Raw genomic sequence first — 23,133 nt, 5'->3', positions numbered from 1 at the left:
GATCGTCAAACGAGCGAGGCTTCGTCAGTCCGCGATGCGGACGAGAACGTGGCGCTTCTTGCCGAGCGAGAGTTTGGCGACGCCGTCCTTGATCTCCTCCTCGCCGATCAGCTTGCGATCGTCGGTGATCGGCTGGTCGGCGAGACGGATGGCACCGCCCGCGACATGCCGGCGCGCTTCGCCGTTGGAGGCGGCAAGACCGGCCTTCACCAGGAGCGAGAGAATGCCGATGCCGCCAGCCAAGTCGGCTCGGGCGATCTCGACGGTCGGCAGATTGTCCGCGAGCGCGCCTTCCTCGAAGGTCGTGCGCGCGGTCTCGGCCGCCTGCTCGGCGGCGGCGCGACCGTGGACGATGGCGGTCGCCTCCGTCGCCAGGATCTTCTTGGCCTCGTTGATCTCCGACCCGCCGAGCGCGGCGAGCCGGGCGATCTCGTCGAGCGGAAGGCGCGTGAAGATCTTGAGGAAGCGACCGACATCGGCGTCCTCGGTGTTGCGCCAATATTGCCAGAAATCGTAGGGGCTGAAGAGGTCGCTGTTCAGCCAGACCGCGCCGGACGCGGACTTGCCCATCTTCTCGCCGGACGACTTCGTGAGCAGCGGCGTCGTCAGCGCGTAGAGCTGCGGGCCACCGAGGCGGTGGTTGAGGTCGACACCGTTGATGATGTTGCCCCACTGGTCCGACCCGCCCATCTGAAGCACGGTGCCGTAGCGCCGGTTCAGCTCGGTGAAGTCGTAGCCCTGCATGATCATGTAGTTGAATTCGAGGAAGCTCAGCGACTGCTCGCGGTCGAGACGCAGCTTCACCGAATCGAAGCTCAGCATCCGGTTGACCGAGAAGTGCCGGCCGACATCGCGCAGGAACTCGACATAGTTCAACCGCAGCAGCCAGTCGGCATTGTTCACCATGATCGCCGGGTTCGGGCCGTCATAGCGAAGGATGTTGCCGAAGACGCGCTGAATGCCCTCGATATTCGTTTGAATCTGCTCGGCCGTCAGAAGCCGGCGCTGGTCGTCGCGGAACGACGGATCGCCCACCATGGACGTGCCGCCGCCCATGAGGCTGATCGCCTTGTGGCCGGTTTCCTGCAGCCAGTAGAGCATGGTGACGGAGATGAGATTGCCGATATGGATCGACGTCGCCGTGGCGTCGTAGCCGACATAGCCGGTGATCGGGCCCTTGAGTGCGAGCGCGTCCAGGCCCTCGGGATCCGAGATCTGGTGAATGAAGCCGCGCTCGTCGAGGACGCGCAGGAAATCGGACTTGAACTTCGACATGGTGTTCTCTCTCGTCGCGGCGAGCGCTACTGGGCTGCGAGCGAAACGGGGCGTTACTTCAGGCGCTTGGGGCGCACGTCGGACAGTTCGCCGATGAGGCGGCGATCCAGATACTCGGCGCATTCGCCCATCAGCTCGGGCGTGTGGTCGGTGAAGAAGTGGTTGGCGCCCTCGATCGTCTTCTGCGTGATCAGGATGCCCTTCTGCGTCTTCAGCTTGTCCACCAGACCCTGAACGTCCTTCGGCGGCGCCACGCGGTCCTTGTCGCCATGGATGATGAGGCCGGACGAGGGGCAGGGGGCAAGGAACGAGAAGTCGTAGGAATTGGGCTGGGGCGCGATCGACATGAAGCCCTCGATCTCCGGCCGGCGCATCAGGAGCTGCATTCCGATCCAGGCGCCGAAGGAATAGCCGGCCACCCAGCAATTCTTGGAATCGGGGTGGATGGCCTGAATCCAGTCGAGGGCCGCCGCCGCGTCGGACAATTCGCCCGATCCATGGTCGAACTCGCCCTGGCTGCGCCCGATGCCCCGGAAGTTGAAGCGAAGGGTCGTGAAGCCGCGCTCCACGAACATGTAGAAGAGCTGGTAGACGATCTGGTTGTTCATCGTGCCGCCGAAGCGGGGATGGGGATGAAGGACGAGCGCGATCGGCGCGTTCTTTTCCTTCGCCGCCTGATAGCGGCCTTCCAGGCGTCCGGCCGGACCGTTGAAGATGACTTCGGGCATCGCTTGCAAACCTCAAGGAAGCGGCGCCGGAGAAGGCCGGCACCTTGACGGAGGATAGGCAGCCTCGTAGGTTCTAGGCTTAGAACGATTCAAAACTACACGCTTCCCTCAAGGGGGCTATGTAGTCCGTGGACCGGATCGAATACAACGATTTTCGCGTACCCATTTCGGTTCCGTCCGTCGGCGAAGGTTTGGGATGACGGCTTCCGGGCGACGCATCTATCTCGACTACAATGCCAGCGCGCCGCTTCTGCCCGAAGCGCGCGACGCTTTCGTGCGCGCTCTCGACATCACCGGCAATCCCTCTTCCGTCCATGCGGAAGGCCGCAGCGCGCGCGCCGCGCTCGAGAAGGCGCGAGCCTCGGTGGCCGCTCTCGTCGGCGCGTCGCCGGCGCAGGTCGTCTTCACCAGCGGCGCCAGCGAAGCCGCCGCGACCTGTCTGACGCCCGCGTGGCGGGATGCGGGACAGTCCATCACCCTGCCGCGTCTCGCCGTACTCGATACGGATCATCCCTGCCTTCGGGAAGGCGGTCGGTTCGCGGAAGGGGATGTGACACGCCTTCCCGTCGATCGCGATGGAATCATCGATCTCAGGACCCTTGGCGCCTGGGCGGAAGAAGGTCCCGGTCTGCTCGCGTTGACGCTCGCCAATAGCGAAACGGGCACTCTGCAGCCTGCCGAAGCGATCGCGTCGATCTGCCGCGAACACGGCATTCGGTTGGTTCTCGATGTCGTGCAGGCTGCGGGTCGCTTGCCGATCGACACGCTTCTGCCGCTTGCCGACGCGCTGATCCTCTCCGGGCACAAGATCGGGGCGCCAAAAGGCGTCGGCGCCTTCGTTCTGCGCAGCGAGGATGTGCGCCCCGAACCGCTCCTGACCGGCGGCGCGCAGGAAACGCGCCAACGAGCCGGCACCGAGGCGCTGCCCGCGATCGTCGCCTTCGGCGCGGCGGCGGATGCGGCCTTGCAGGGCCTCGAGCGCGCCGGGGAACTTGCGGGCGCTCGCCGTCATCTCGTGGACCGCTTGGCGCGGCTCGATCCCAAGCTCGTCATCGGCCGGCCCGAGACGACGCTGCCGCAGACCGTGGCCATCCATCATCCGAGCCTCAAGGCCGAGACGCTGCAGATCGCGCTCGATCTCCAGGGCATCGCCGTGTCGGCCGGGTCGGCCTGTTCGTCGGGCAAACTGGGACCCAGCCATGTTCTCGCGAGCCTCGAGGCGGCCGGCGCGCCGATCGACGCGAAGGCCGGCGCGATTCGTGTCAGCTTCGGCCTGGAAACGAGCTTGGACGAGTTGGACGCCTTCGCCACCGCCTTCGAGCGCATCTGGCGGCGGAGCGTCGGCGACGAGGACCCGAAAGCGGCCTGAAAAAGATGTCGGTGGCAATCTGGTCACGCATCTTCAACTTTTCGGGTCGGATCACCATTTCAACGGTCGCGCACAATCGATATATGCCGACCGACTAACCAACCACCGGACTTTGAATCCGGCGAGTAGGGAGAATGAACATGCCAGCAGTCCAGGAGACCATCGATCAGGTCCGCCGCATCGACGTCGATCAATATAAGTACGGCTTTGAAACGCAGATCGAGATGGACGTCGCTCCCAAGGGCCTGACCGAGGAGACCATCCGTCTCATCTCGGGCAAGAAGGGCGAGCCGGAATGGATGCTGGAATGGCGCCTTCAGGCTTTCGAGCGCTGGAAGACCATGGAGAATCCCTCCTGGGCGCGCCTCGACTATCCCGAGATCGACTTTCAGGACATCCACTACTACGCCGCGCCCAAATCCATGTCCGGGCCGGCCTCGCTCGCGGAGGTCGATCCCGAAATCCTGCGCACCTATGAGAAGCTCGGTATCCCGCTGAAGGAGCAGGAGATTCTCGCGGGCGTGCGTCGCGCCGACGAGCCTTCCGAGTTCGACAGCGAGGACGATTCGGGCGTTCCTCCGTCCGAGGGCAGCTATGGCGGCCGCGTCGCCGTCGATGCGGTGTTCGATTCCGTGTCCGTCGCCACGACCTTCAAGAAGGAGCTGTCGAAGGCCGGCGTGATCTTCATGCCGATCTCCGAAGCGATCCGCGAGCATCCCGATCTCGTGCGCAAATATCTCGGCACGGTCGTTCCGATGTCGGACAATTTCTTCGCGACCATGAACTCGGCGGTCTTCACCGACGGGTCCTTCGTCTACATTCCGCCGGGCGTTCGCTGCCCGATGGAGCTCTCGACCTATTTCCGCATCAACGAGCGCAACACCGGCCAGTTCGAGCGCACGCTGATCATCGCGGACAAGGGCTCCTACGTCTCCTATCTCGAAGGCTGCACCGCGCCGCAGCGCGACGAGAACCAGCTTCATGCGGCGGTGGTCGAACTCGTCGCGCTCGACGATGCCGAGATCAAGTACTCGACCGTCCAGAACTGGTATCCCGGCGACAAGGACGGCAAGGGCGGCATCTACAACTTCGTCACCAAGCGCGGCGACTGCCGGGGCGCGAATTCGCGCATCTCCTGGACGCAGGTGGAGACGGGTTCGGCCATCACCTGGAAGTACCCGTCCTGCATCCTGCGCGGCGACAATTCGCGCGGCGAGTTCTATTCGATCGCGGTGTCCAACGGGCGCCAGCAGATCGATAGCGGCACCAAGATGATCCATATCGGCAAGAACACGTCGAGCCGCATCATCTCGAAGGGCATTTCGGCCGGCCATTCCAACAACACCTATCGCGGCCAGGTGACGGCGATGAAGAAGGCGGCGAACGCCCGCAACTTCACGCAGTGCGACTCGCTTCTGATCGGTGAGGACTGCGGCGCGCACACGGTCCCCTATATCGAGGCCAAGAACGCGTCGGCGCAGTTCGAGCACGAAGCGACGACCTCGAAGATCTCCGAGGACCAGCTCTTCTACTGCATGCAGCGCGGCATCCCGGAAGAGGAAGCGGTGGCGCTCATCGTCAACGGCTTCGTCAAGGACGTGATCCAGCAGCTGCCGATGGAATTCGCGGTCGAAGCGCAGAAGCTGATCGGCATCTCGCTGGAAGGCAGCGTCGGCTAAGCGGAGCGCCACGCTCCACCAGGCTTTCAAGGAAGCCGCGCCCCGGGTGCGGCTCATCCCATCCACCCATCAGAAGAACGACGATGCTCGAAATCAAGAACCTTCACGCACGGGTCGCCGAGACCGGAACCGAAATCCTGCGCGGCCTGGACCTGACGGTCGAGTCCGGCGAAGTCGCGGCCATCATGGGTCCGAACGGCTCCGGCAAGTCCACGCTGTCCTACATCATCGCCGGCCGCGAGGACTACGAGGTCACCGAGGGCGACATTCTCTACAATGGCGAGTCGATTCTGGAGATGGACGCTGCCGAGCGCGCCGCCTCCGGCGTGTTCCTGGCCTTCCAGTATCCGCTGGAAATTCCCGGCGTCGCCACGATGACCTTCCTGAAGACGGCCCTCAACTCGCAGCGCAAGGCGCGCGGCGAAAGCGAGCTGACGACGCCGGACTTCATCCGCCGCGTCAAGGACTCGGCGGCCGATCTGAAGATCGACATGGACATGCTGAAGCGTCCGCTCAATGTCGGCTTCTCCGGCGGTGAGAAGAAGCGCGCCGAAATCCTGCAGATGGCGCTGCTCCAGCCGCATCTCTGCGTTCTCGACGAGACCGATTCCGGCCTCGACATCGACGCGCTGAAGATCGTGGCGGATGGCGTGAACGCGCTGCGCGGCGCCGATCGCTCCTTCCTCGTCATCACGCACTATCAGCGCCTGCTCGACTACATCGTGCCCGATAAGGTCCACGTCCTCTACAAGGGCCGGATCATCAAGTCGGGCGACAAGAACCTCGCGCTGCAGCTCGAAAACGAAGGCTACGCGCAGATCATCGGCGAGGCGGCCTGATGTCGCTAACGAAGACCCAGCCGCGCACCGCGGCCGAGCTGTCCCTCATCGATCGCGCCGAAGGGCGTGGTATCGATTCGACCGCGCGTGAGGCGTTGGACGTCCTGCGCGCGGAAGGCTTGCCCAGCCGCCGCGTCGAGGCGTGGCACTATACGGACCTGCGCGCGCTTCTAGGCCGCTTGAAGCAGGACGATGCGCCGGCAACGGCTAGCCAGCCGAGCTATCTCTCGCCGCTCCTGCCGCATTCCGTCGTGGTCGAACTCGACCGCGCGACGGCGGGCAACGACCTCGTCGCCGGCCTGACCCTTTCGGAAGGGCGGACGAAGGCGGGCTGGTCTCAGACGGTGAACCATCTCGACCGTGGCTTCGACACGATCCGGGTGCTGAACCAGGCCATGGGCGCGCGCGGTCTCGATATCGCCATCGCGCCGGACCTCGCGCTGTCCTCGCCGGTCGAGCTTCGCCCGGAGCCGAGCGCCGTCGGCGGTCAGAGCTTCGCCAATGTCTCGATCGGCGCCGGCTCCAAGGCGACGATCGTGGAGCGCGCACCGGCGGCCGGCGCGGGCGCGATCTCCACGGCGGTCTATACGCTGGATATCGCCGATGGCGCGGATCTTCTCTGGATCGTCGTGCAGGAAAAGGGCGCGGACGAGAGCCATCTCGGCCAGCTGAACGTGACGCTCCATGCCAATTCGCAGCTGCGCCTCTTCGTTCTGAACGCCGGCGGCGCCGTGGTTCGGCAGGAAGTTCACGCGGTCACGGAAGGCGAGGGCGCGGATATCAAGATCCGCGGCGTCAACCTTCTTCAGGATGGCCAGCATGTCGACGTTACCACGACACTGAACCACAATGTCGCGCACACGACCTCGACGGAAACCTTCCGGAATGTCGTGCTCGGCGGCCATGGCGTGTTCCAGGGCATGATCCGCGTTGCCAAGGGCGCGCAGAAGACCGACGCGCGTCTGGCGTGCAACACGCTGCTCCTGTCGGACGAGGGTGACTTCTCCGCCAAGCCGGAGCTGGAAATCTTCGCCGACGACGTGCAGTGCGGACACGGCGCGACGGCGGGCGAGATCAACGCCGATCACCTCTTCTACCTCATGAGCCGAGGCATTCCCGAGGCTCGCGCCCGTTCGCTTCTCGTGAAGGCCTTCGTCGGCGAAGTCGTCGAAGAGCTGGAGGAGGAGTCCGTGGTGGAAGCGCTGGAAGCGCGGATCGACGCCTGGCTCGACAGCAGGCACTGATGGACCCGGCGCTCGTTCGGCATCCGAGCGAGCGCCAAGCCGAAGGACCGGAAGCGATGAATGCCCCGTTCAGTTCTGCGACCCTGGATCGGCAGCCTTACGACGTCGAGCGCATTCGGCAGGATTTCCCGATCCTCTCGAAAACCGTGCACGGCAAGCCGCTCGTCTATCTGGACAATGGCGCCTCGGCCCAGAAGCCCAACGCCATGCTGGACGCGGTGCGCTACGCCTATGCCGAGGAATATGCCAATGTCCATCGCGGCCTGCATTTCCTCTCCAACGCCGCGACGGAATCCTTCGAAAAGGCCCGCGAAACGGTCCGCCGGTTCCTGAACGCGCCGGCGGCCGACGAGATCATCTTCACGCGTTCCGCGACCGAAGCCGTCAATCTCGTCTCCTACGGGTTCGAGCAGGAGATCGGCGAGGGCGACGAGATCGTGCTCACGATCATGGAGCACCATTCCAATCTGGTGCCCTGGCACTTCCTGCGCGAGCGACGTGGCGCCAAGCTCGTCTTCGTTCCGGTCGCCGACGATGGCTCGATCGCGCTCGAGGACTTCCAGAAGGCGATCGGACCGCGCACGAAACTCATCGCGATCACCCATATGTCGAACGTGCTCGGCACGGTGACGCCGGTCAAGGACGTTTGCGCGCTTGCGCGTGAGCGCGGCATCCCGGTGCTGGTGGATGGGAGCCAGGGCGCCGTTCACCTGACCGTCGACGTGCAGGACATCGGCTGCGACTTCTACATCTTCACCGGGCACAAAGTGTATGGGCCGACCGGGATCGGCGTTCTCTACGGCCGCCGCGAGCGGTTGGAGTCGATGCGTCCCTTCAATGGCGGCGGCGAGATGATCATCGAGGTGACCGAGGACAAGGTCACTTACAATGCGCCGCCCCATCGTTTCGAGGCCGGCACGCCGCCGATCGTTCAGGCGATCGGTCTCGGCGCCTCGCTCGATTACATGATGAATTTAGGGCGCGAGCGCATCGCGGCGCATGAGCACGATCTTCTCACCTATGCGACCGAACGGCTGTCGGCGATCAATTCGCTGCGGATCTACGGGACGGCGCCCGGCAAGGGCGCGATCCTGTCCTTCGACCTCGAAGGCATCCATTCGCACGATGTGGCCATGGTGATCGATCGCGAAGGCGTCGCCGTGCGCGCGGGCACGCATTGCGCGCAGCCGCTGCTCAAGCGCTTCGGCGCGACCTCGACCTGCAGGGCGTCCTTTGCGCTCTACAACACACGCGCGGAAGTCGATAGTCTGGCGGACGCCTTGGAAAAGGCCCGGCGCTTCTTCGCCTGAGGAATCAAACGATGGAAAACAACCCTCACGACGCCTCCGGGCGGCCCGAGGAGACGGCGGTGACGGATCGGGCGGAGGCCAACCAGGCACTCGCCCATCCCGCCGCGCAATCGGCCATCCCCGCCGAGGAACTGACGCGTCTCACCGACGACATCATCTCCGCGCTGAAGACGGTCTACGACCCCGAGATTCCGGCCGACATCTACGAACTCGGCTTGATCTACAAGATCGACATCGATGACGACCGGAACGTCGCGATCGACATGACGCTGACGGCGCCCGGATGCCCGGTGGCCGGCGAGATGCCGGGCTGGGTCGAGAATGCCGTCGGCAGCGTCGAAGGCATTCAGGTCGTCAAGGTCGAGCTGGTCTTCGATCCACCCTGGACGCCGGAGCGGATGAGCGAAGAGGCTCAGGTCGCCGTCGGCTGGTATTGAGAGCAGGGATCGGGATGGGTTGCGCCTCGCCGCAGCCCGTCCCACATTCTGCTGGACGAAAGGAAGAAGGCCATGGGACGCTTCGCTGTAATGACGATGACGGACGCCGCTGCGGAGCGCGTGCGCTCTATCGTGTCGACCTCCGGCGGCTCGGCGCAAGGCATCCGCGTCGGCGTCAAGAAGGGCGGCTGCGCGGGAATGGAATACACGATCGGTCTGGCGGATGCCGCTAAGCCGGGCGAGGATGTCGTCGAGCATGACGGCGCGCGCGTCTTCGTGGCGCCCGAGGCCGTTCTGTTTCTTCTGGGAACGCGCATGGACTACGAAGAAACCGTGCTGCGCTCGGGCTTCGTGTTCAACAACCCCAACCAGACCTCGGCTTGCGGCTGTGGCGAGTCGGTCGAGCTGAAGCCGGCGGACGCCCGGAAGCTCGAAACGGCGGACGCCTGAGCGCAGAAAGACGCGCGGCCGCCAGACCGCTGCGAGTTTCTTTGACGTCGGACGCCTCTCCCTTGGCTTTCCGCACATGAAAAAGGCCGGTTCTCCTGGAGAGCCGGCCTTTTTCGTTTCGACTGAATAGCTGCTGTCCGCTCAGCTGCTCGCGCTGGTGCGGATCAGCATGAAGGCGGGGATGTCGTCACCGAAGCCGACAGGAGTCGGTTCGTCCGACTGGGACGAGCGCCCACCACGACGATCGCTGTTGTAGGGCGACGGGCTGCCGCCGCGACGTCCGCTGTCGCGCGAGGGGCGATCCCGTTCGCGGTCACGACGCGGGAACGGGGTCTCTTCGGCCGAAATCGTCATGTCGCTTTCCAGATTGGCAAGGGAGCGCTCAGCGGCCTCGACGACGTCGATCTCCGCATCCACCGTCTGCGTGTCCACCGCGTCGGGCGATCGCTCGCCACGGCTGCGCGAGCGCGAACGGGGCGACTTGGAGCGACCGCCTTCGGAGCGCTCCGAGCGCTCGCTGCGGCGTCCACGACGCTCCTCGCGCTCGCCGCCGTCGTCGGCGGCTGCGGAGATCGTGGAAAGATCGCCGTCGAACCATTCGATTTCCTGGCCGGTCATTGACAGGATGGCATCGAGGAACTTCTGATCCGGCTTCGAGACGAGCGTGAAGGCCTTGCCCGATCGTCCCGCACGGCCCGTGCGGCCGATGCGGTGGACGTAATCCTCCGCATGGATCGGCACGTCGAAATTGAAGACGTGGCTCACCATCGGAATGTCGAGACCGCGCGCGGCGACGTCGGACGCCACAAGGAAGGTGATCTTGTCGTCACGGAAGGCCTGCAGCGTCATCGTGCGCGAGCGCTGGTCCATGTCGCCATGCAGCGCGCCGACCGAGAAGCCATGCTTCTCCATGGAGCGGAACAGGAGCGAGACGTCGCGCTTGCGATTGCAGAAGATGATCGCATTGGTGATCTCTTCGCCCTGGCTGCGGATGACGCGGCGAAGCGCATCGCGCTTGGCGTAGTCTTCCTTGCGCGTCGCGACCAGACGCTGCTCCACGGTCTTGGCCGTGGAGGAGGCCTTGGCGACTTCGACACGAACCGGGTTCTGCAGGAACTGATCGGCGAGGCGGGTGATCTCCGGCGGCATGGTTGCCGAGAAGAACAAGGTCTGCCGCGTGAAGGGGATCAGCTTGCAGATGCGCTCGATGTCCGGGATGAAGCCCATGTCGAGCATGCGATCGGCCTCGTCGATGACGAGAATTTCGACGCCGGTCATCAGGAGACGGCCGCGCTCGAAATGATCTAGCAGGCGACCCGGCGTCGCGATCAGAACATCGACGCCGCGTTCCAGCTTCTTGTTCTGCTCTTCGAACGACACGCCGCCGATGAGAAGCGCGACGTTCAGGCGCTGGTTGGCGCCGTATTTGACGAAGGACTCTTCGACCTGCGCCGCGAGCTCTCGCGTCGGCTCCATGATGACCGTGCGCGGCATGCGCGCGCGGGCGCGACCCTGCTCCAGCAGGGTCAGCATCGGGAGCACGAAGGACGCTGTCTTGCCCGTGCCGGTCTGGGCGATGCCCAGAACGTCCTTTCGCGCGAGCGCGTGCGGGATGGCCTGTTCCTGGATGGGGGTCGGTTGCGAGTAGCCTGCCGCCTCGACAGCGGAAAGAACCTTCGCGCTCAAGCCTAGTTCAGAGAAGTGCATGAGATCGCTATGTCTTTCGGTCGGAGAGGAGCTGTCTCGAGACAAGTCCCCACGCATAGGTTACGTGCGCCATAGTCTTGACAAGGCGAGTTGTCAAGCAATCGGGCCGTTTCGCTTGTGGATGGTCGCCGCGAACGGCCCGCGCAACCTGCGCTCTCCTTGGCTCAATTCGAGGCCGGGCCGAACCGGTAGGGTGTGTTCGGCGCGATGAAGAGTTCGTAGGTGTCGGTGACTTCGCCGTCGAGCGGCAGGATGTCGAAGAAGAGCGTCAGATTGCTTTCCTGCCCCTCGGCGGGCGCATCGGCGCGATAGCCGACCACGGCGCCCTTCACCTCCGCGATCTCGGTGATCTCGACAGACGAGGAAACGCGGGACGTGTCGCCGGACTGCTCGATCTGCTGAACGAAGAACCGGTTCCCCCCATTCTCGTGATCGGGCTGCGTCATCACCGTTCGCCAGACGCCATGCCGCTCGCCATCCGTCCAGGGGCCGACGAGCTGAACGTCGCCGATCAGCGGGTCGAGATTGGCGATGGCCGACAGCGTCTTGGCGTTGCGCGTCGCCTCGTCCTGCGGCTGGGCGGGGGCGGGTTCGGCAGGTGCCGGGGTGGGCGCTGCCGGAGCGGGGGCCGCCTCGCTCGATGCCGCAGGAGGCGTGGCGGGCGCCGGCTCGCCGTCGGCCTGCGCAAAGGCGAAGCCTGGCGCCAGCATGCCGGCCATGAGCGTGGAGGCGAGCAGGATCTCGGGGAAGCGGATCATGGCGAGGGTCCTCAGATGTCGAGATCGTTCACGAAGGCGGCGCGATCCTGAATGAAGCGGAAGCGGGCTTCGGGCTTGTTTCCCATAAGCGCGTCCACCACGCCAGCGGTTCCCGCTTCCGGCGCCGCGTCCACTTCGACCCGAAGCAGGGTCCGCTTCTTGGGGTCCATCGTGGTTTCCTTGAGCTGCGATGGCAGCATTTCGCCAAGGCCCTTGAAGCGGCTGATCTCGACGCGGCCCTTGCCCTTGAACTCGCGCGCGATCAACCGCTCGCGGTCGCGATCGTCGCGCGCATAGACGGTCTTGCCGCCCTGGCTGAGCTTGTAGAGCGGCGGCACGGCGAGGAAGAGATGCCCTTCGCGGATAAGCTCCGGCATTTCCTGGAAGAAGAAGGTGATGAGGAGCGAGGCGATATGCGCGCCGTCGACGTCAGCGTCCGTCATGATGATCACGCGCTCGTAGCGCAGATCGGTCTCGCGATATTTGGTGCGCGTGCCGCAGCCGAGCGCGAGGATCAGGTCGGCGAGCTGCTGGTTCGCGCCGAGCTTCTCGCGCCCGGCCGAGGCGACGTTCAGGATCTTCCCGCGCAGCGGCAGGATGGCTTGCCGGGCGCGGTCGCGCGCCTGCTTGGCGGAGCCGCCGGCCGAGTCGCCCTCGACGATGAAGAGCTCGGCCCCGGCCGCGCCGGTCTGCGAGCAATCCGCCAGCTTGCCGGGTAGGCGCAGCTTGCGCGTCGCGGTCTTGCGGCTGACTTCCTTTTCCTGCTTGCGCCGAAGCCGCTCGTCGGCCCGCTCCACGACCCATTCGATGAGGCGAGCCGCATCCTGGGGCGAGGAGGCCAGCCAGATGTCGAAGGAATCGCGCAAGGTCGTCTCGACGATGCGCTGGGCTTCCGCCGTCGCCAGGCGGTCCTTCGTCTGGCCGACGAATTCCGGCTCGCGAATGAAGACGGACAGCATGGCGGACGCCGTGATCATCACGTCTTCGGCGGTGATCGCGCTGGCGCGCTTGTTGCCGGAAAGCTCGGCAAAGGCCTTGAGGCCGCGCAGCAGAACGTTGCGCAAGCCCGCTTCATGCGTGCCGCCTTCGGGCGTCGGGATCGTGTTGCAATAGGAGCGCACGGTGCCGTCGCCGGCGGTCCAGCATACGGCCCATTCCACCGCGCCGTGCCCGGACGCGCGTTCGGTCCGCCCGGCGAAGATCTGCGAGGTGATCCGCTGTTCTCCCTCGAGGGAAGCGTCGAGATAGTCCTTCAGGCCGCCCGGGAAGTGGAAGGACGCCTTGGCGGGTGTCTTGGCGTTCTCGCCGAGAAGCGCGGGATCGCAGGACCAGCGGATTTCGACGCCGCCGAAAAGATAGGCCTTCGAGCGGGCCATGCCGAACAAACGCGCCGGATCGAAACGCGCGCCTTCGCCGAAGATCGCCGGGTCCGGATGGAAGCGAACCTTGGTGCCGCGCCGGTTCTGAATGTCGCCGACCTCGAGAAGCTTCGACGTCGCGAGCCCCCGCGAATAGGTCTGCCGATAGAGCTTGCGATTGCGCGCGATCTCGACTTCCAGCGAATCGGATAGCGCGTTGACGACGGACACGCCGACGCCATGCAGACCGCCGGAGGTCTCATAGACCTTGGAGTCGAACTTGCCGCCCGCATGGAGCGTCGTCATGATGACTTCCAGCGCCGACTTGTCGCGATATTTCGGGTGCGGGTCGACCGGGATGCCGCGCCCGTTGTCGGCGACGGTCAGGAAGCCTTCCGCATCCAGCGACACGTCGATGACCGTCGCGTGACCCGCGACCGCCTCGTCCATCGAATTGTCGATGACTTCGGCGAAGAGGTGGTGCAGCGCCTTCTCGTCCGTCCCGCCGATATACATGCCAGGCCGACGTCGAACGGGCTCCAGCCCCTCCAGAACCTCGATATCGGCGGCCGTGTAGTCCTGCGAAACGACGGGCTGCGGCGCTTCCGCAGGCTTGGCGGCTCGTGCGGACGCGCGCGGCTGCGGGCTGACCTTCGCGGCCGATCCGGCGAACAGATCATCGCTCATAGGCGGTCGGCCCCTTTCTGCATCAGGGTTCGGAAGTCTGGGCACTGCATGAATGGGACGTATCGATTTGCGCGATGTTCTTCAAGTGTTCTCACGGTGCGAGCTAGGCGCGCCGGTCGGGTCGTTTATGAACAAGGACGCCGCCGATGTCGAACGGGGCGATGCAATGAGCGGGGGAGAGCGTATGAATGCGAGGAGCCATATGGCGGCGAGGGGGCTCGGCCTCCTCATGGGCGGCTTTCTCGCGTTCGGGATGGGTCCGGCCTTCGCCCGCGCGCCGGTAACGCTGCCGCCGTTCAAGGACGCGCTCTTCTCCTATCCTGAACCGACTGCCGTCCTGGAAGGGGGCGCGTTGATGGATGTGCCCTATTCGGAAGCGCGCGACATCGACCAGCGAGACGAGATCGCAGAGCGCCGGGTGAAAGGCGCTTATGTGGAGCGTCTCTCCTCTGGGCTTGTGGTGGAGGAAACCCTGACGACGGCGGACGGACCGCTCGCGTGGACCCGCGTCGGCAATGTCCACACCGCCAAGGCGATCGTCCTCTTCGTTCACGGTCGCAACGGCGACCGTCGTCTCGGGATGAACGACTGGACCTTCGGCGGCAATTTCAACAGGCTGAAAAACCTCCTGACGCGCGCGGGCGGCGCCTATGTGACGGTCGATGGGGGGCGTCTGGGAGCCGAGGATGCAGGCCGCGTCGGCGCGCTCGTCCGCAGCTTGCGAGCGCAAAATGCAAGCGGACGTATCGTTCTCGCCTGCGGCTCCATGGGGGGCGAGCTGTGCTGGACGATGCTCGCGGATAAGCCCGTCGCGGGTGCCATCGACGGGCTCGTGCTCCTTGGCGCGAACACCGATCGGAGCCGGTTCGACGCGATGCGCAAGGCCAGCAGGCGCGATCTCCCGATCTTTCTGGCGCATGGAACGCGGGACAAGGTCTACGCTCTGGAGCGCCAGCGCGCGTTTTTCGAGAGCGTGCGCGCGCGCCAGCCCGTCTATCCGATCCGCATGGTCATCTTCGACGACGGCAATCACGGCACGCCGATCCGCATGATCGACTGGCGCGAGACGTTGAACTGGATGCTCGTGCGCTGAAACGAAAAAAGGCCCCGAACGGGGCCTTTCTCCTTGGAGTCCGATCCGAGGGATCAGATCGAGTAGTACATGTCGAACTCGACCGGGTGCGGCGTCATTTCGAAACGCAGAACTTCGGTCATCTTGAGCTCGATGAAGGCATCGATCTGGTCGTCGTCGAACACGCCGCCGGCCTTCAGGAAGTCGCGGTCCGCGTCCAGCGACTCGAGCGCTTCGCGCAAGCTGCGGCAGACGGTCGGGATTTCCTTCAGCTCTTCCGGCGGCAGGTCGTAGAGATCCTTGTCCATGGCGGCGCCCGGATGGATCTTGTTCTTGATGCCGTCGAGGCCGGCCATCAGCATGGCCGCGAAGGCGAGGTAGGGGTTCGCGGTCGGATCGGGGAAGCGAACCTCGACGCGCTTGGCCTTCGGCGACTGGCCGATCGGAATACGGCAGGAGGCCGAGCGGTTGCGCGCGGAATAGGCGAGCAGAACCGGAGCTTCGTAGCCGGGGACCAGGCGCTTGAAGGAGTTGGTCGAGGGGTTCGTGAAGGCGTTGATGGCCTTCGCGTGCTTGATGATGCCGCCGATGTAGAACAGCGCGTTCTCGGACAGGCCCGCATACTCGTTGCCGGCGAAGGTCGGCTTGCCGCCCTTCCAGATCGACTGGTGGACGTGCATGCCCGAACCGTTGTCGCCGAAGATCGGCTTCGGCATGAAGGTCGCCGTCTTGCCGTAGGCGTTCGCGACCTGATGGGTCACGTACTTGTAGATCTGCATGTTGTCGGCGTTCTTCACGAGCGTGTCGAACTTGACGCCGAGCTCGTGCTGCGCAGCCGCCACCTCATGGTGATGCTTCTCGACCTTCACGCCCATCTCGGCCATGACGGTCAGCATTTCGGAGCGCATGTCCTGGCAGCTGTCGATCGGCGGCACCGGGAAGTAGCCGCCCTTGACGCGCGGACGGTGGCCGAGATTGCCGGTCTCGTACTCGCTGTCGTCGTTCGACGGCAGTTCGGTCGAGTCGAGCTTGAAGCCCGTGTTGTACGGGTCGGCCTTGTAGCGGACGTCGTCGAAGATGAAGAACTCGGCTTCCGGACCGAAATAGGCGGTGTCGCCGATGCCGGACTGAGCGAGATAGGCTTCCGCCTTCTTGGCGATCGAGCGCGGATCGCGGTTGTAGCTCTCACCCGAGACCGGATCGAGAATGTCGCAGATGATGACCATGGTCGACTGCGCGAAGAACGGGTCCATATGCGCGGTGTCGGGGTCCGGCATCAGGATCATGTCGGACTCGTTGATGGCCTTCCAGCCACCGATCGAGGAGCCGTCGAACATCGTGCCTTCGGAGAAGATGTCTTCGTCGATCATCGACACGTCCATCGTGACGTGCTGCAGCTTGCCGCGCGGGTCGGTGAAGCGCAGGTCCACGAACTTGACGTCGTTGTCCTTGATCTGCTTCAGAATGTCGTTGGCCGAAGTCATACCGGTCCTTCCTGATTGAACGACTGAACTTGTGTGTCTCGAAAGCCTGACGGCTATCAGATGGCGTCCGTTCCGACTTCGCCGGTGCGGATGCGAACCGCTTCCTCGACGTTGGAAACGAAAATCTTGCCGTCGCCGATGCGACCGGTCTGCGCCGCCTTGCGGATCGCTTCCACCGCCGCGGCCACCGCATCGTCGGCGAGGACGATCTCGATCTTCACCTTGGGGAGGAAGTCCACCACATATTCGGCGCCGCGATAGAGCTCCGTGTGGCCCTTCTGGCGGCCGAAGCCCTTGGCCTCGATCACGGTGATGCCCTGAAGGCCGACGTCCTGAAGCGCCTCCTTGACCTCATCCAGCTTGAACGGCTTGATGATCGCCTCGACCTTTTTCAACGTCTCACCCCTCGCGCAAAGACCTCGCTTTCCCAGATCACCGGGAAGGAAGGCCGCTTTCGGCTGATCTTGGAGCGCTGGGCCCGGTGCCGATCGGTCACGACCGGACGAGCCACGCTTCATGCGTTGTCTACCGAATGAGCGAATTCGGCGCCACTGGCAAACGCCCCAAGACTGAAGTCCTTATGGGCAAACGACTGTGAAATTTTTATGCAGGACGCACAAAAAATGAACAAGCTTGCCTCGCATCGGGACCCTTGCCGCCTTTGGACGCCCCAGGAGATGAAGCGAGCGGACGAATCTGCCCTTCGAGGGGGCATTTCCATGGAGGTCCTGATCGCGGCGGCAGGTCGTGCCGTCGCAGACGCGATACTCGCGCGCTTCCCGAATTCGCGGCGCGTGGCGGTCCTGGTCGGCAAAGGGAACAACGGAAAAGACGCGCTCGCCGCCGTCGAACATCTGCGGGAGAGCGGTTGGGGCGCGAATGTGTTCGAGGGCGAATCCCTTGGCGCGTTCGATGCGACCGATTGCGATCTGATTCTCGACGGACTGCTCGGGGCAGGGCTCGACCGCGACGTCGAGGGAGTGGAGGCGCTGGCGATCGACAGGGCCACGGCGTCCGGCCTCCCGGTCGTGTCGATCGACGTGCCGAGTGGCGTCGACGGTCGAACGGGGCAGCTGCGGGGACAGGCCCTTCGCGCCGATCTGACCGTCACCTTCGTTCGGCGGAAGCCCGGTCATCTTCTCCTGCCCGGGCGCGATCTTTGCGGCGCGGTCATCGTCGCCGAGCTTCCGATGCCACCGGGCGCCATCGAGGCCGCGACCGAGGACGCGCCGCCGATCTTCGCCAACGAGCCCGCGCTTTGGCGGCGTTACGCCGCCGCGCCGCTGTCCGCTCACCACAAATACGATCGCGGGCACGCCGTCGTGTTTTCCGGCGGAATGGCGCAGACGGGCGCGGCGCGGCTTGCCGCCATGGCGGCGCTGCGAGGCGGAGCCGGACTGGTCAGTCTGTTCTCGCCGGCATCCGCGCTTCTGGTGAATGCGCATAATCTGACCGGCATCATGCTGAAACGCTGCGAGGGCGACGATCTCCCCGGCCTTCTCGAGGACAAGAGATTGAACGTCTTCGTCCTCGGGCCGGGCTTCGGCATCGGCGAGCGAGCGAGGAAGATGGTAGGCGAGGTGCTTTCGGCCGGACGTCGGCTGGTGCTCGACGCGGATGGGCTGACCTCGTTCAAGGACGAACCGGAGACGCTCTTTCAGGCAGCCGAAGCGGCGAGGGTGGAAGAGGTTGCGCTCGTGCTGACGCCGCATTTCGGAGAGTTTGCGCGCCTCTTCCCCGACCTGGCCTCGGACAAGGCGCTGTCCAAGGTCGATCAGGCCCGCCTTGCCAGCCGGCGCGCCAACGCGATCGTTGTACTGAAGGGGGCGGACACGGTGATCGCCGCGCCCGACGGGCGCGCGGCGATCAATGCGACGGGCACAGCCTGGCTTGCGACCGCCGGAACCGGCGACGTTCTGACCGGACTGATCGCGGCGCAACTGGCACAAGGCCTGCCGAGCTTCGAGGCGGCCTGTCTCGGCGTCTGGATGCACGGACGCGCGGCCGAGACGTTCGGGCCGGGCCTCATTTCCGAGGACCTCCCGAACTGCCTTCCCGCCGTCCACCGCGAACTCGAGGAGTTCGCGAAAGCCGATCCTACTCTGCCGCCTCGGCCTTGAAGGCGGGCTTGCGCTCCAGAAGCTCCTTCAGGAACCGCCCGGTCCAGGACCGTTCGACCTTCACGATGTCCTCCGGCGTCCCGGCGGCCACGATCTCGCCGCCGCCGCTGCCACCTTCGGGGCCGATATCGATGATCCAGTCGGCGGTCTTGATGACTTCCAGATTGTGCTCGATGATGACGACCGTGTTGCCCTGGTCCACGAGTTCGTGGAGCACTTCCAGAAGCTTGGCGACATCGTGGAAATGCAGGCCGGTGGTCGGCTCGTCCAGAATATAGAGCGTGCGTCCGGTCGCCTTGCGGGCCAGCTCCTTGGCCAGCTTCACGCGCTGCGCCTCGCCACCCGACAGGGTCGTCGCCTGCTGGCCGACCTTGATATAGCCGAGGCCGACCTCCTTCAGCGTCGCGAGCTTGTCGCGCACCGCCGGCACGGCCGAGAAGAACTCGACGCCTTCCTCCACCGTCATGTCCAGGACGTCGGCGATGGAACTGCCCTTGAACGTGACTTCCAGCGTTTCGCGGTTGTAGCGCTTGCCGTGGCAGACGTCGCAGGTGACGTAGACATCCGGCAGGAAGTGCATCTCGATCTTGATGACGCCGTCGCCCTGGCATGCCTCGCAGCGCCCGCCCTTCACGTTGAAGGAGAAGCGTCCCGGCTGGTAGCCGCGTGCCTTGGCTTCCGGCAGTCCGGCGAACCAGTCGCGGATCGGCGTGAAGGCGCCCGTATAGGTCGCCGGGTTGGAACGCGGCGTGCGGCCGATCGGTGATTGGTCGATGTCGATGACCTTGTCGAGCAGTTCCAAACCATCCACGCGGTCGTGATCGGCGGGCACGTCGCGCGCGCCGGCAATACGCCGCGCGGCCGCCTTGAACAGGGTCTCGATCAGGAAGGTGGACTTGCCGCCGCCCGACACGCCGGTGACGCAGGTCATGACGCCCATCGGCACCTCGGCCGTGACGTTCTTCAGATTGTTGCCGCGCGCGCCGACCACCTTGATGGCCTTGCCCTTCTGCGGCTTGCGGCGCTTGGCCGGCACGGGCACGCCCCTTGCGCCCGACAGATACTGCCCGGTCAGCGAGTTCGGATGCGCCATGATCTCGGCCGGGGTGCCGGAGGCGATGACCTGACCGCCATGCACACCGGCGGCCGGGCCGATATCGACCACATGGTCGGCAAGGCGGATCGCGTCCTCGTCGTGCTCGACGACGATCACCGTGTTGCCGATGTCGCGCAGATGGCGAAGCGTGCCGAGGAGCCGCTCGTTGTCGCGCTGGTGCAGGCCGATCGAAGGTTCATCGAGCACGTAGAGAACGCCGGTGAGCCCGGAGCCGATCTGCGAGGCCAGGCGGATGCGCTGCGATTCGCCGCCCGAGAGCGTACCGGACGAGCGCGACAGGCTGAGATATTCGAGCCCGACATCGTTCAGGAAGCGCAGGCGTTCGCGAATTTCCTTGAGGATGCGAACGGCGATCTCGTTCTGCTTCTGCGTCAAGTGTTCGGGCAGCGCCTCGAACCAGTCCCGCGCCTTGCGGATGGAGAGATCCGTGACTTCGGCGATATGGCAGCCGTTGATCTTCACGGCCAGGGCCTCGGGCTTCAGGCGCGTTCCGCCGCAAGCCGGGCAGGGCGTCGCCGACATGTAGCGCTCGATCTCCTCGCGCGACCAGGCCGAATCCGTTTCCTTCCAGCGGCGTTCGAGATTGGGAACGATGCCCTCGAAGGTCTTGGTCGTGGCGTAGGCGCGCAGGCCGTCATTATACTGGAACTCGATCTTGCGCGTGCCCGTGCCGTACAGGATCGCCTTGCGCGCTTCGGGCGACAGGGCAGACCAGCGGTCGCTCTGCTTGAAGTCATATTGCTTGCCGAGCGCGTCGAGCGTCTGCCCGTAATAGGGCGAGGTCGATTTGGCCCAAGGGGCGATAGCCCCGTTCTTCAGCGTGCGCGTCTCGTCGGGAACGATGAGTTTGGGGTCGATCTGCTGCTGCGCGCCCAGACCGTCGCAGCGCGGACAGGCGCCGAACGGGTTGTTGAAGGAAAAGAGGCGCGGCTCGATTTCCGAGATGGTAAAGCCCGACACGGGGCAGGCGAACTTCTCGGAAAACAGGAGCTGGCGCGGCTTGCCGTTCTCGTCGAGCCCGTCGGCGAACTCGGCCACCGCCAGGCCTTCCGCCAAACCGAGCGCGGTTTCGAGCGAGTCGGCCAGACGCGCCTTGATGTCGCCGCGCACCACGATGCGGTCCACCACGACGTCGATATCGTGCTTGAACTTCTTGTCGAGCGCCGGCGCATCGGCGATGTCGTGGAACTCGCCATTGACCCGAACGCGCTGGAAGCCCTTCTTCTGAAGCTCCGCCAGTTCCTTCTTGAACTCGCCCTTGCGGCCCCGGATCATCGGCGCGAGCAGATAAAGCCGCGTTCCTTCCTCCAGCGCCATGATGCGATCGACCATCTGACTGACGGTCTGGCTCTCGATCGGCAGGCCGGTCGCCGGCGAATAGGGCACGCCGATCCGCGCGAAGAGAAGGCGGAGATAGTCGTAGATCTCCGTGACCGTGCCGACCGTCGAGCGCGGATTCTTCGACGTCGTCTTCTGCTCGATGGAGATGGCGGGCGACAGGCCATCGATCTGATCGACATCCGGCTTCTGCATCATTTCGAGGAACTGACGCGCATAGGCCGAAAGGCTTTCGACATAGCGCCGCTGCCCTTCGGCATAGATCGTGTCGAAGGCGAGCGAGGATTTGCCCGACCCGGACAGTCCCGTCATCACGATGAGCTTGTCGCGGGGAATGTCGAGATCGACATTCTTGAGATTGTGCTCACGCGCACCGCGAATGGAAATGACGTTCTTCATGGGGTCGCCGCAGTCTGTCCGATCTTGGCCCCATATCGGGACATCTCGTCGGGAATCAAAGGTTTCGAACCGGGGTCTGGCGCAACTTGGCTAGTGTTCCTAATTTGTTCTATACGAACCCGTCCCTTACGGCAATCGAGCTCGCAAATCTCGCGGCGGCGGTCGGGTCGGGCATCGGAGTTGGGGATGGTCTCGGCGTGGCGCTTTCGCTCGCCGGCCCATCGCCCTAGTGTTCGCGCGACGAGCGTTCAAACGGAGAAGAAGAATGGCGGGAAGCGTCAACAAGGTCATCCTCGTCGGCAATCTGGGGGCCGACCCGGAAATCCGGCGGCTGAACTCCGGGGACGCCGTGGCCAATCTGCGCATCGCGACCTCCGAAACATGGCGGGACAAGGCCTCGGGCGAGCGCAAGGAGCGCACCGAGTGGCATAGCGTCGTGATCTTCAACGACGGTCTGGTGAAGGTCGCCGAGCAATATCTCAAGAAGGGCGCCAAGGTTTACATCGAGGGCCAGCTCCAGACGCGCGCCTGGGACGACCAGCAATCCGGCCAGAAACGCTACACGACCGAAATCGTTCTCCAGCGCTTCCGCGGCGAGCTTCAGATGCTCGACGGTCGCGGCGAAGGTGGTGGCGGCGGCGGTTTCTATGAAGGCGGCGGCGGCTACGATCGTGGCGGCGGCGGTGGCGGGGGTGGCGGTTACGACCGTGGCTCGGGCGGGCGCTCGGGCGGTGGCGGCGGTGGAAACCGCGGCGGCGGCGGCGGTTTCGGCGGCGGAGGTGGCGGTGGCGGCGGACGCCCGTCCAACGACATGGACGACGAAATCCCGTTCTGATCGGGCGCCTGAGCCCTCAGCTGGCGAGACGGCTGCCCGCGACGAGCGAGGCGATGCCGTCCGCCACGAACTGAACCGCCAGCGCCGCCAGAAGCACGCCGAGAAGGCGCGTGACGACGGCGCGGCCGGTCTGCCCCAGGAACCGATCCAAGCGGTTGGCGACGGCGAGGATCGCATAGGTGACGCCGATCACGCTGGCGATCACGAGAAGCAGGCTCGCCTGGCCCGTCGGGCCGGGCAGGGCGCCCGACAGAAGAATCACGGCCGAGATCGCGCCCGGACCCGCCATCAGCGGGATGGCCAGCGGCACCGCCGCGATCTCGAAGACATCGTGCTCCGTCATCGCCGCTTCGGCGTCCTTTTCCTTTCGGGTCTTGCGCTTCTCGAACACGAGTTCGAAGGCGATCCAGAACAGGAACAGGCCGCCGGCGACGCGGAACGCGCCGAGCGACACGCCGAGCGCCTGAAGAACGGAAATGCCAATAAGCGCGAAGACCGCCAGGATCGCGAAAGCGATCAGGCAGGCGCGAAAGGCGAGGCGGCGGCGGTCGGCGGTCGACAGTCCGGGTGTGAGGCCGAGAAACAGCGGCGCGAGACCCAACGGGTCCATGATCACGAACAGGGTCGCAAAGCCGTTCAGCAAGGTTTCGATCATGTCAGCCCTTCCGCATTCCGCTTCTCCCTAAGGGTCGTTGCACGGCAAGGGCAAGCCTTGAGGACGCTTGCAACGGCGACATGCGACGGGAACAGCGTGACAAGGGCTTCCTCGCAGACGGCCGGGCAAGGCGGTTTGCGAGTGTTCCGCCTCCCGTTTGAGCGCCTTGTCGGCCACTTCCCGGCGAGACGGAATGCGAAATGTGCGTCAGCCCGTACAAGCTATTGTTTTTGCTAGAATAATCGCGCGCGCGAGATTTGCCAATCCGGGCT

At 64.8% G+C, this 23,133-nt stretch carries 19 protein-coding genes; 10 read left to right on the top strand and 9 right to left on the bottom strand.

All coding sequences use genetic code 11. From position 1 onward, the window contains the following. Nucleotides 1–24 precede the first annotated feature (24 nt). Together tyrS and B146_RS0104675 are read right to left on the bottom strand one after the other, a co-directional pair. Entirely contained in the window at nt 25–1,275 is a 1,251-nt protein-coding gene (gene tyrS, locus B146_RS0104680) for a tyrosine--tRNA ligase (RefSeq protein ID WP_019995261.1), read from the bottom strand. Nucleotides 1,276–1,328: 53 nt separating this feature from the next. Then, nucleotides 1,329–2,003, bottom strand: coding sequence for an alpha/beta hydrolase (locus tag B146_RS0104675; RefSeq protein WP_019995260.1), 675 nt, complete (start codon nt 2,001–2,003; stop codon nt 1,329–1,331). 196 nt (nt 2,004–2,199) lie between these two features. Between B146_RS0104675 and B146_RS0104670 the strand changes: the two genes are divergently transcribed. From B146_RS0104670 to sufA, 7 genes are all read left to right on the top strand, one after another. Then, complete coding sequence (locus tag B146_RS0104670) at nt 2,200–3,372, top strand: cysteine desulfurase family protein (protein ID WP_019995259.1); 1,173 nt, start codon at nt 2,200–2,202, stop codon at nt 3,370–3,372. A gap of 140 nt (nt 3,373–3,512) precedes the next feature. Beyond that, nucleotides 3,513–5,051: a Fe-S cluster assembly protein SufB gene (gene sufB / locus B146_RS0104665; RefSeq protein ID WP_026358328.1), complete on the top strand. Its 1,539-nt coding sequence runs from the start codon at nt 3,513–3,515 to the stop codon at nt 5,049–5,051. An 83-nt stretch (nt 5,052–5,134) separates the two neighbouring features. Continuing rightward, nucleotides 5,135–5,890: a Fe-S cluster assembly ATPase SufC gene (gene sufC, locus B146_RS0104660; RefSeq protein WP_019995257.1), complete on the top strand. Its 756-nt coding sequence runs from the start codon at nt 5,135–5,137 to the stop codon at nt 5,888–5,890. After that, on the top strand, nt 5,890–7,134 hold the full coding sequence (gene sufD, locus B146_RS0104655; protein ID WP_019995256.1) for a Fe-S cluster assembly protein SufD: 1,245 nt from the start codon (nt 5,890–5,892) through the stop codon (nt 7,132–7,134). Before sufC ends, sufD begins: the two co-directional genes overlap by 1 nt. A gap of 56 nt (nt 7,135–7,190) precedes the next feature. Further along, nucleotides 7,191–8,444, top strand: a complete 1,254-nt coding sequence (locus B146_RS0104650) for a cysteine desulfurase (protein WP_040408290.1) — start codon at nt 7,191–7,193, stop codon at nt 8,442–8,444. An 11-nt stretch (nt 8,445–8,455) separates the two neighbouring features. Next, nucleotides 8,456–8,881 carry an SUF system Fe-S cluster assembly protein gene (locus B146_RS0104645; protein WP_019995254.1) on the top strand — a complete coding sequence of 142 codons (426 nt, stop codon included), beginning with the start codon at nt 8,456–8,458 and terminating at the stop codon, nt 8,879–8,881. Between the two features lie 72 nt (nt 8,882–8,953). Next, on the top strand, nt 8,954–9,331 hold the full coding sequence (gene sufA / locus B146_RS0104640; protein WP_026358326.1) for a Fe-S cluster assembly scaffold SufA: 378 nt from the start codon (nt 8,954–8,956) through the stop codon (nt 9,329–9,331). Between the two features lie 141 nt (nt 9,332–9,472). Here sufA and B146_RS0104635 read toward each other — a convergent pair whose 3' ends face one another. The 3 genes from B146_RS0104635 to parE all read right to left on the bottom strand — a co-directional run bounded on the left by B146_RS0104635 (nt 9,473) and on the right by parE (nt 13,841). Then, nucleotides 9,473–11,038 carry a DEAD/DEAH box helicase gene (locus tag B146_RS0104635; RefSeq protein ID WP_026358325.1) on the bottom strand — a complete coding sequence of 522 codons (1,566 nt, stop codon included), beginning with the start codon at nt 11,036–11,038 and terminating at the stop codon, nt 9,473–9,475. Between the two features lie 164 nt (nt 11,039–11,202). Then, on the bottom strand, nt 11,203–11,796 hold the full coding sequence (locus tag B146_RS29540; protein ID WP_019995251.1) for a hypothetical protein: 594 nt from the start codon (nt 11,794–11,796) through the stop codon (nt 11,203–11,205). 11 nt (nt 11,797–11,807) lie between these two features. Beyond that, entirely contained in the window at nt 11,808–13,841 is a 2,034-nt protein-coding gene (parE, locus tag B146_RS0104625) for a DNA topoisomerase IV subunit B (protein ID WP_019995250.1), read from the bottom strand. 184 nt (nt 13,842–14,025) lie between these two features. Here parE and B146_RS0104620 point away from each other — a divergent pair, with 184 nt between their 5' ends. Next, the gene (locus tag B146_RS0104620) at nt 14,026–14,934 is read left to right on the top strand and encodes an alpha/beta hydrolase (protein ID WP_155897364.1); all 909 of its coding nucleotides are present in this window, start codon (nt 14,026–14,028) and stop codon (nt 14,932–14,934) included. Nucleotides 14,935–14,987: 53 nt separating this feature from the next. Here B146_RS0104620 and glnA read toward each other — a convergent pair whose 3' ends face one another. After that, nucleotides 14,988–16,397, bottom strand: a complete 1,410-nt coding sequence (gene glnA / locus B146_RS0104615) for a type I glutamate--ammonia ligase (RefSeq protein WP_019995248.1) — start codon at nt 16,395–16,397, stop codon at nt 14,988–14,990. 56 nt (nt 16,398–16,453) lie between these two features. Next, on the bottom strand, nt 16,454–16,792 hold the full coding sequence (locus tag B146_RS0104610) for a P-II family nitrogen regulator (protein WP_019995247.1): 339 nt from the start codon (nt 16,790–16,792) through the stop codon (nt 16,454–16,456). Between the two features lie 324 nt (nt 16,793–17,116). On the opposite strand from B146_RS0104610, the gene B146_RS0104605 reads away from it, so the two are divergent. Continuing rightward, nucleotides 17,117–18,517, top strand: a complete 1,401-nt coding sequence (locus tag B146_RS0104605; RefSeq protein WP_019995246.1) for an NAD(P)H-hydrate dehydratase — start codon at nt 17,117–17,119, stop codon at nt 18,515–18,517. Here the strand turns inward: B146_RS0104605 and uvrA are convergent. After that, entirely contained in the window at nt 18,495–21,371 is a 2,877-nt protein-coding gene (gene uvrA / locus B146_RS0104600) for an excinuclease ABC subunit UvrA (protein ID WP_019995245.1), read from the bottom strand. The two genes, B146_RS0104605 and uvrA, sit on opposite strands and share 23 nt — an antisense overlap. A 265-nt stretch (nt 21,372–21,636) precedes the next feature. On the opposite strand from uvrA, the gene ssb reads away from it, so the two are divergent. Next, entirely contained in the window at nt 21,637–22,206 is a 570-nt protein-coding gene (gene ssb / locus B146_RS0104595) for a single-stranded DNA-binding protein (RefSeq protein WP_019995244.1), read from the top strand. 16 nt (nt 22,207–22,222) lie between these two features. On the opposite strand, the gene B146_RS0104590 is transcribed toward ssb, so the two are convergent. After that, complete coding sequence (locus tag B146_RS0104590) at nt 22,223–22,861, bottom strand: MarC family protein (protein WP_019995243.1); 639 nt, start codon at nt 22,859–22,861, stop codon at nt 22,223–22,225. Nucleotides 22,862–23,133 lie beyond the last annotated feature (272 nt).

The sequence above is a fragment of the Aureimonas ureilytica DSM 18598 = NBRC 106430 genome (genome assembly GCF_000382705.1).
In the GTDB taxonomy this organism is placed as follows: domain Bacteria; phylum Pseudomonadota; class Alphaproteobacteria; order Rhizobiales; family Rhizobiaceae; genus Aureimonas; species Aureimonas ureilytica.
The sequence above is the reverse complement of the archived record's forward strand: the minus strand, read 5'-3'. Positions and strand labels throughout refer to the sequence as shown.

What these genes read in the sequence shown, in the direction of transcription:
- B146_RS0104635 (WP_026358325.1), bottom strand. Translation starts at nt 11,038, where the DNA reads ATGCACTTCTCTGAACTAGGCTTGAGCGCGAAGGTTCTTTCCGCTGTC.
- glnA (WP_019995248.1), bottom strand. Translation starts at nt 16,397, where the DNA reads ATGACTTCGGCCAACGACATTCTGAAGCAGATCAAGGACAACGACGTC.
- sufD (WP_019995256.1), top strand. Translation starts at nt 5,890, where the DNA reads ATGTCGCTAACGAAGACCCAGCCGCGCACCGCGGCCGAGCTGTCCCTC.
- B146_RS0104645 (WP_019995254.1), top strand. Translation starts at nt 8,456, where the DNA reads ATGGAAAACAACCCTCACGACGCCTCCGGGCGGCCCGAGGAGACGGCG.
- sufA (WP_026358326.1), top strand. Translation starts at nt 8,954, where the DNA reads ATGGGACGCTTCGCTGTAATGACGATGACGGACGCCGCTGCGGAGCGC.
- B146_RS0104590 (WP_019995243.1), bottom strand. Translation starts at nt 22,861, where the DNA reads ATGATCGAAACCTTGCTGAACGGCTTTGCGACCCTGTTCGTGATCATG.
- B146_RS0104675 (WP_019995260.1), bottom strand. Translation starts at nt 2,003, where the DNA reads ATGCCCGAAGTCATCTTCAACGGTCCGGCCGGACGCCTGGAAGGCCGC.
- B146_RS0104670 (WP_019995259.1), top strand. Translation starts at nt 2,200, where the DNA reads ATGACGGCTTCCGGGCGACGCATCTATCTCGACTACAATGCCAGCGCG.
- B146_RS0104650 (WP_040408290.1), top strand. Translation starts at nt 7,191, where the DNA reads ATGAATGCCCCGTTCAGTTCTGCGACCCTGGATCGGCAGCCTTACGAC.
- tyrS (WP_019995261.1), bottom strand. Translation starts at nt 1,275, where the DNA reads ATGTCGAAGTTCAAGTCCGATTTCCTGCGCGTCCTCGACGAGCGCGGC.
- sufB (WP_026358328.1), top strand. Translation starts at nt 3,513, where the DNA reads ATGCCAGCAGTCCAGGAGACCATCGATCAGGTCCGCCGCATCGACGTC.
- parE (WP_019995250.1), bottom strand. Translation starts at nt 13,841, where the DNA reads ATGAGCGATGATCTGTTCGCCGGATCGGCCGCGAAGGTCAGCCCGCAG.
- B146_RS0104620 (WP_155897364.1), top strand. Translation starts at nt 14,026, where the DNA reads ATGAATGCGAGGAGCCATATGGCGGCGAGGGGGCTCGGCCTCCTCATG.
- B146_RS0104605 (WP_019995246.1), top strand. Translation starts at nt 17,117, where the DNA reads ATGGAGGTCCTGATCGCGGCGGCAGGTCGTGCCGTCGCAGACGCGATA.
- sufC (WP_019995257.1), top strand. Translation starts at nt 5,135, where the DNA reads ATGCTCGAAATCAAGAACCTTCACGCACGGGTCGCCGAGACCGGAACC.
- ssb (WP_019995244.1), top strand. Translation starts at nt 21,637, where the DNA reads ATGGCGGGAAGCGTCAACAAGGTCATCCTCGTCGGCAATCTGGGGGCC.
- B146_RS29540 (WP_019995251.1), bottom strand. Translation starts at nt 11,796, where the DNA reads ATGATCCGCTTCCCCGAGATCCTGCTCGCCTCCACGCTCATGGCCGGC.
- uvrA (WP_019995245.1), bottom strand. Translation starts at nt 21,371, where the DNA reads ATGAAGAACGTCATTTCCATTCGCGGTGCGCGTGAGCACAATCTCAAG.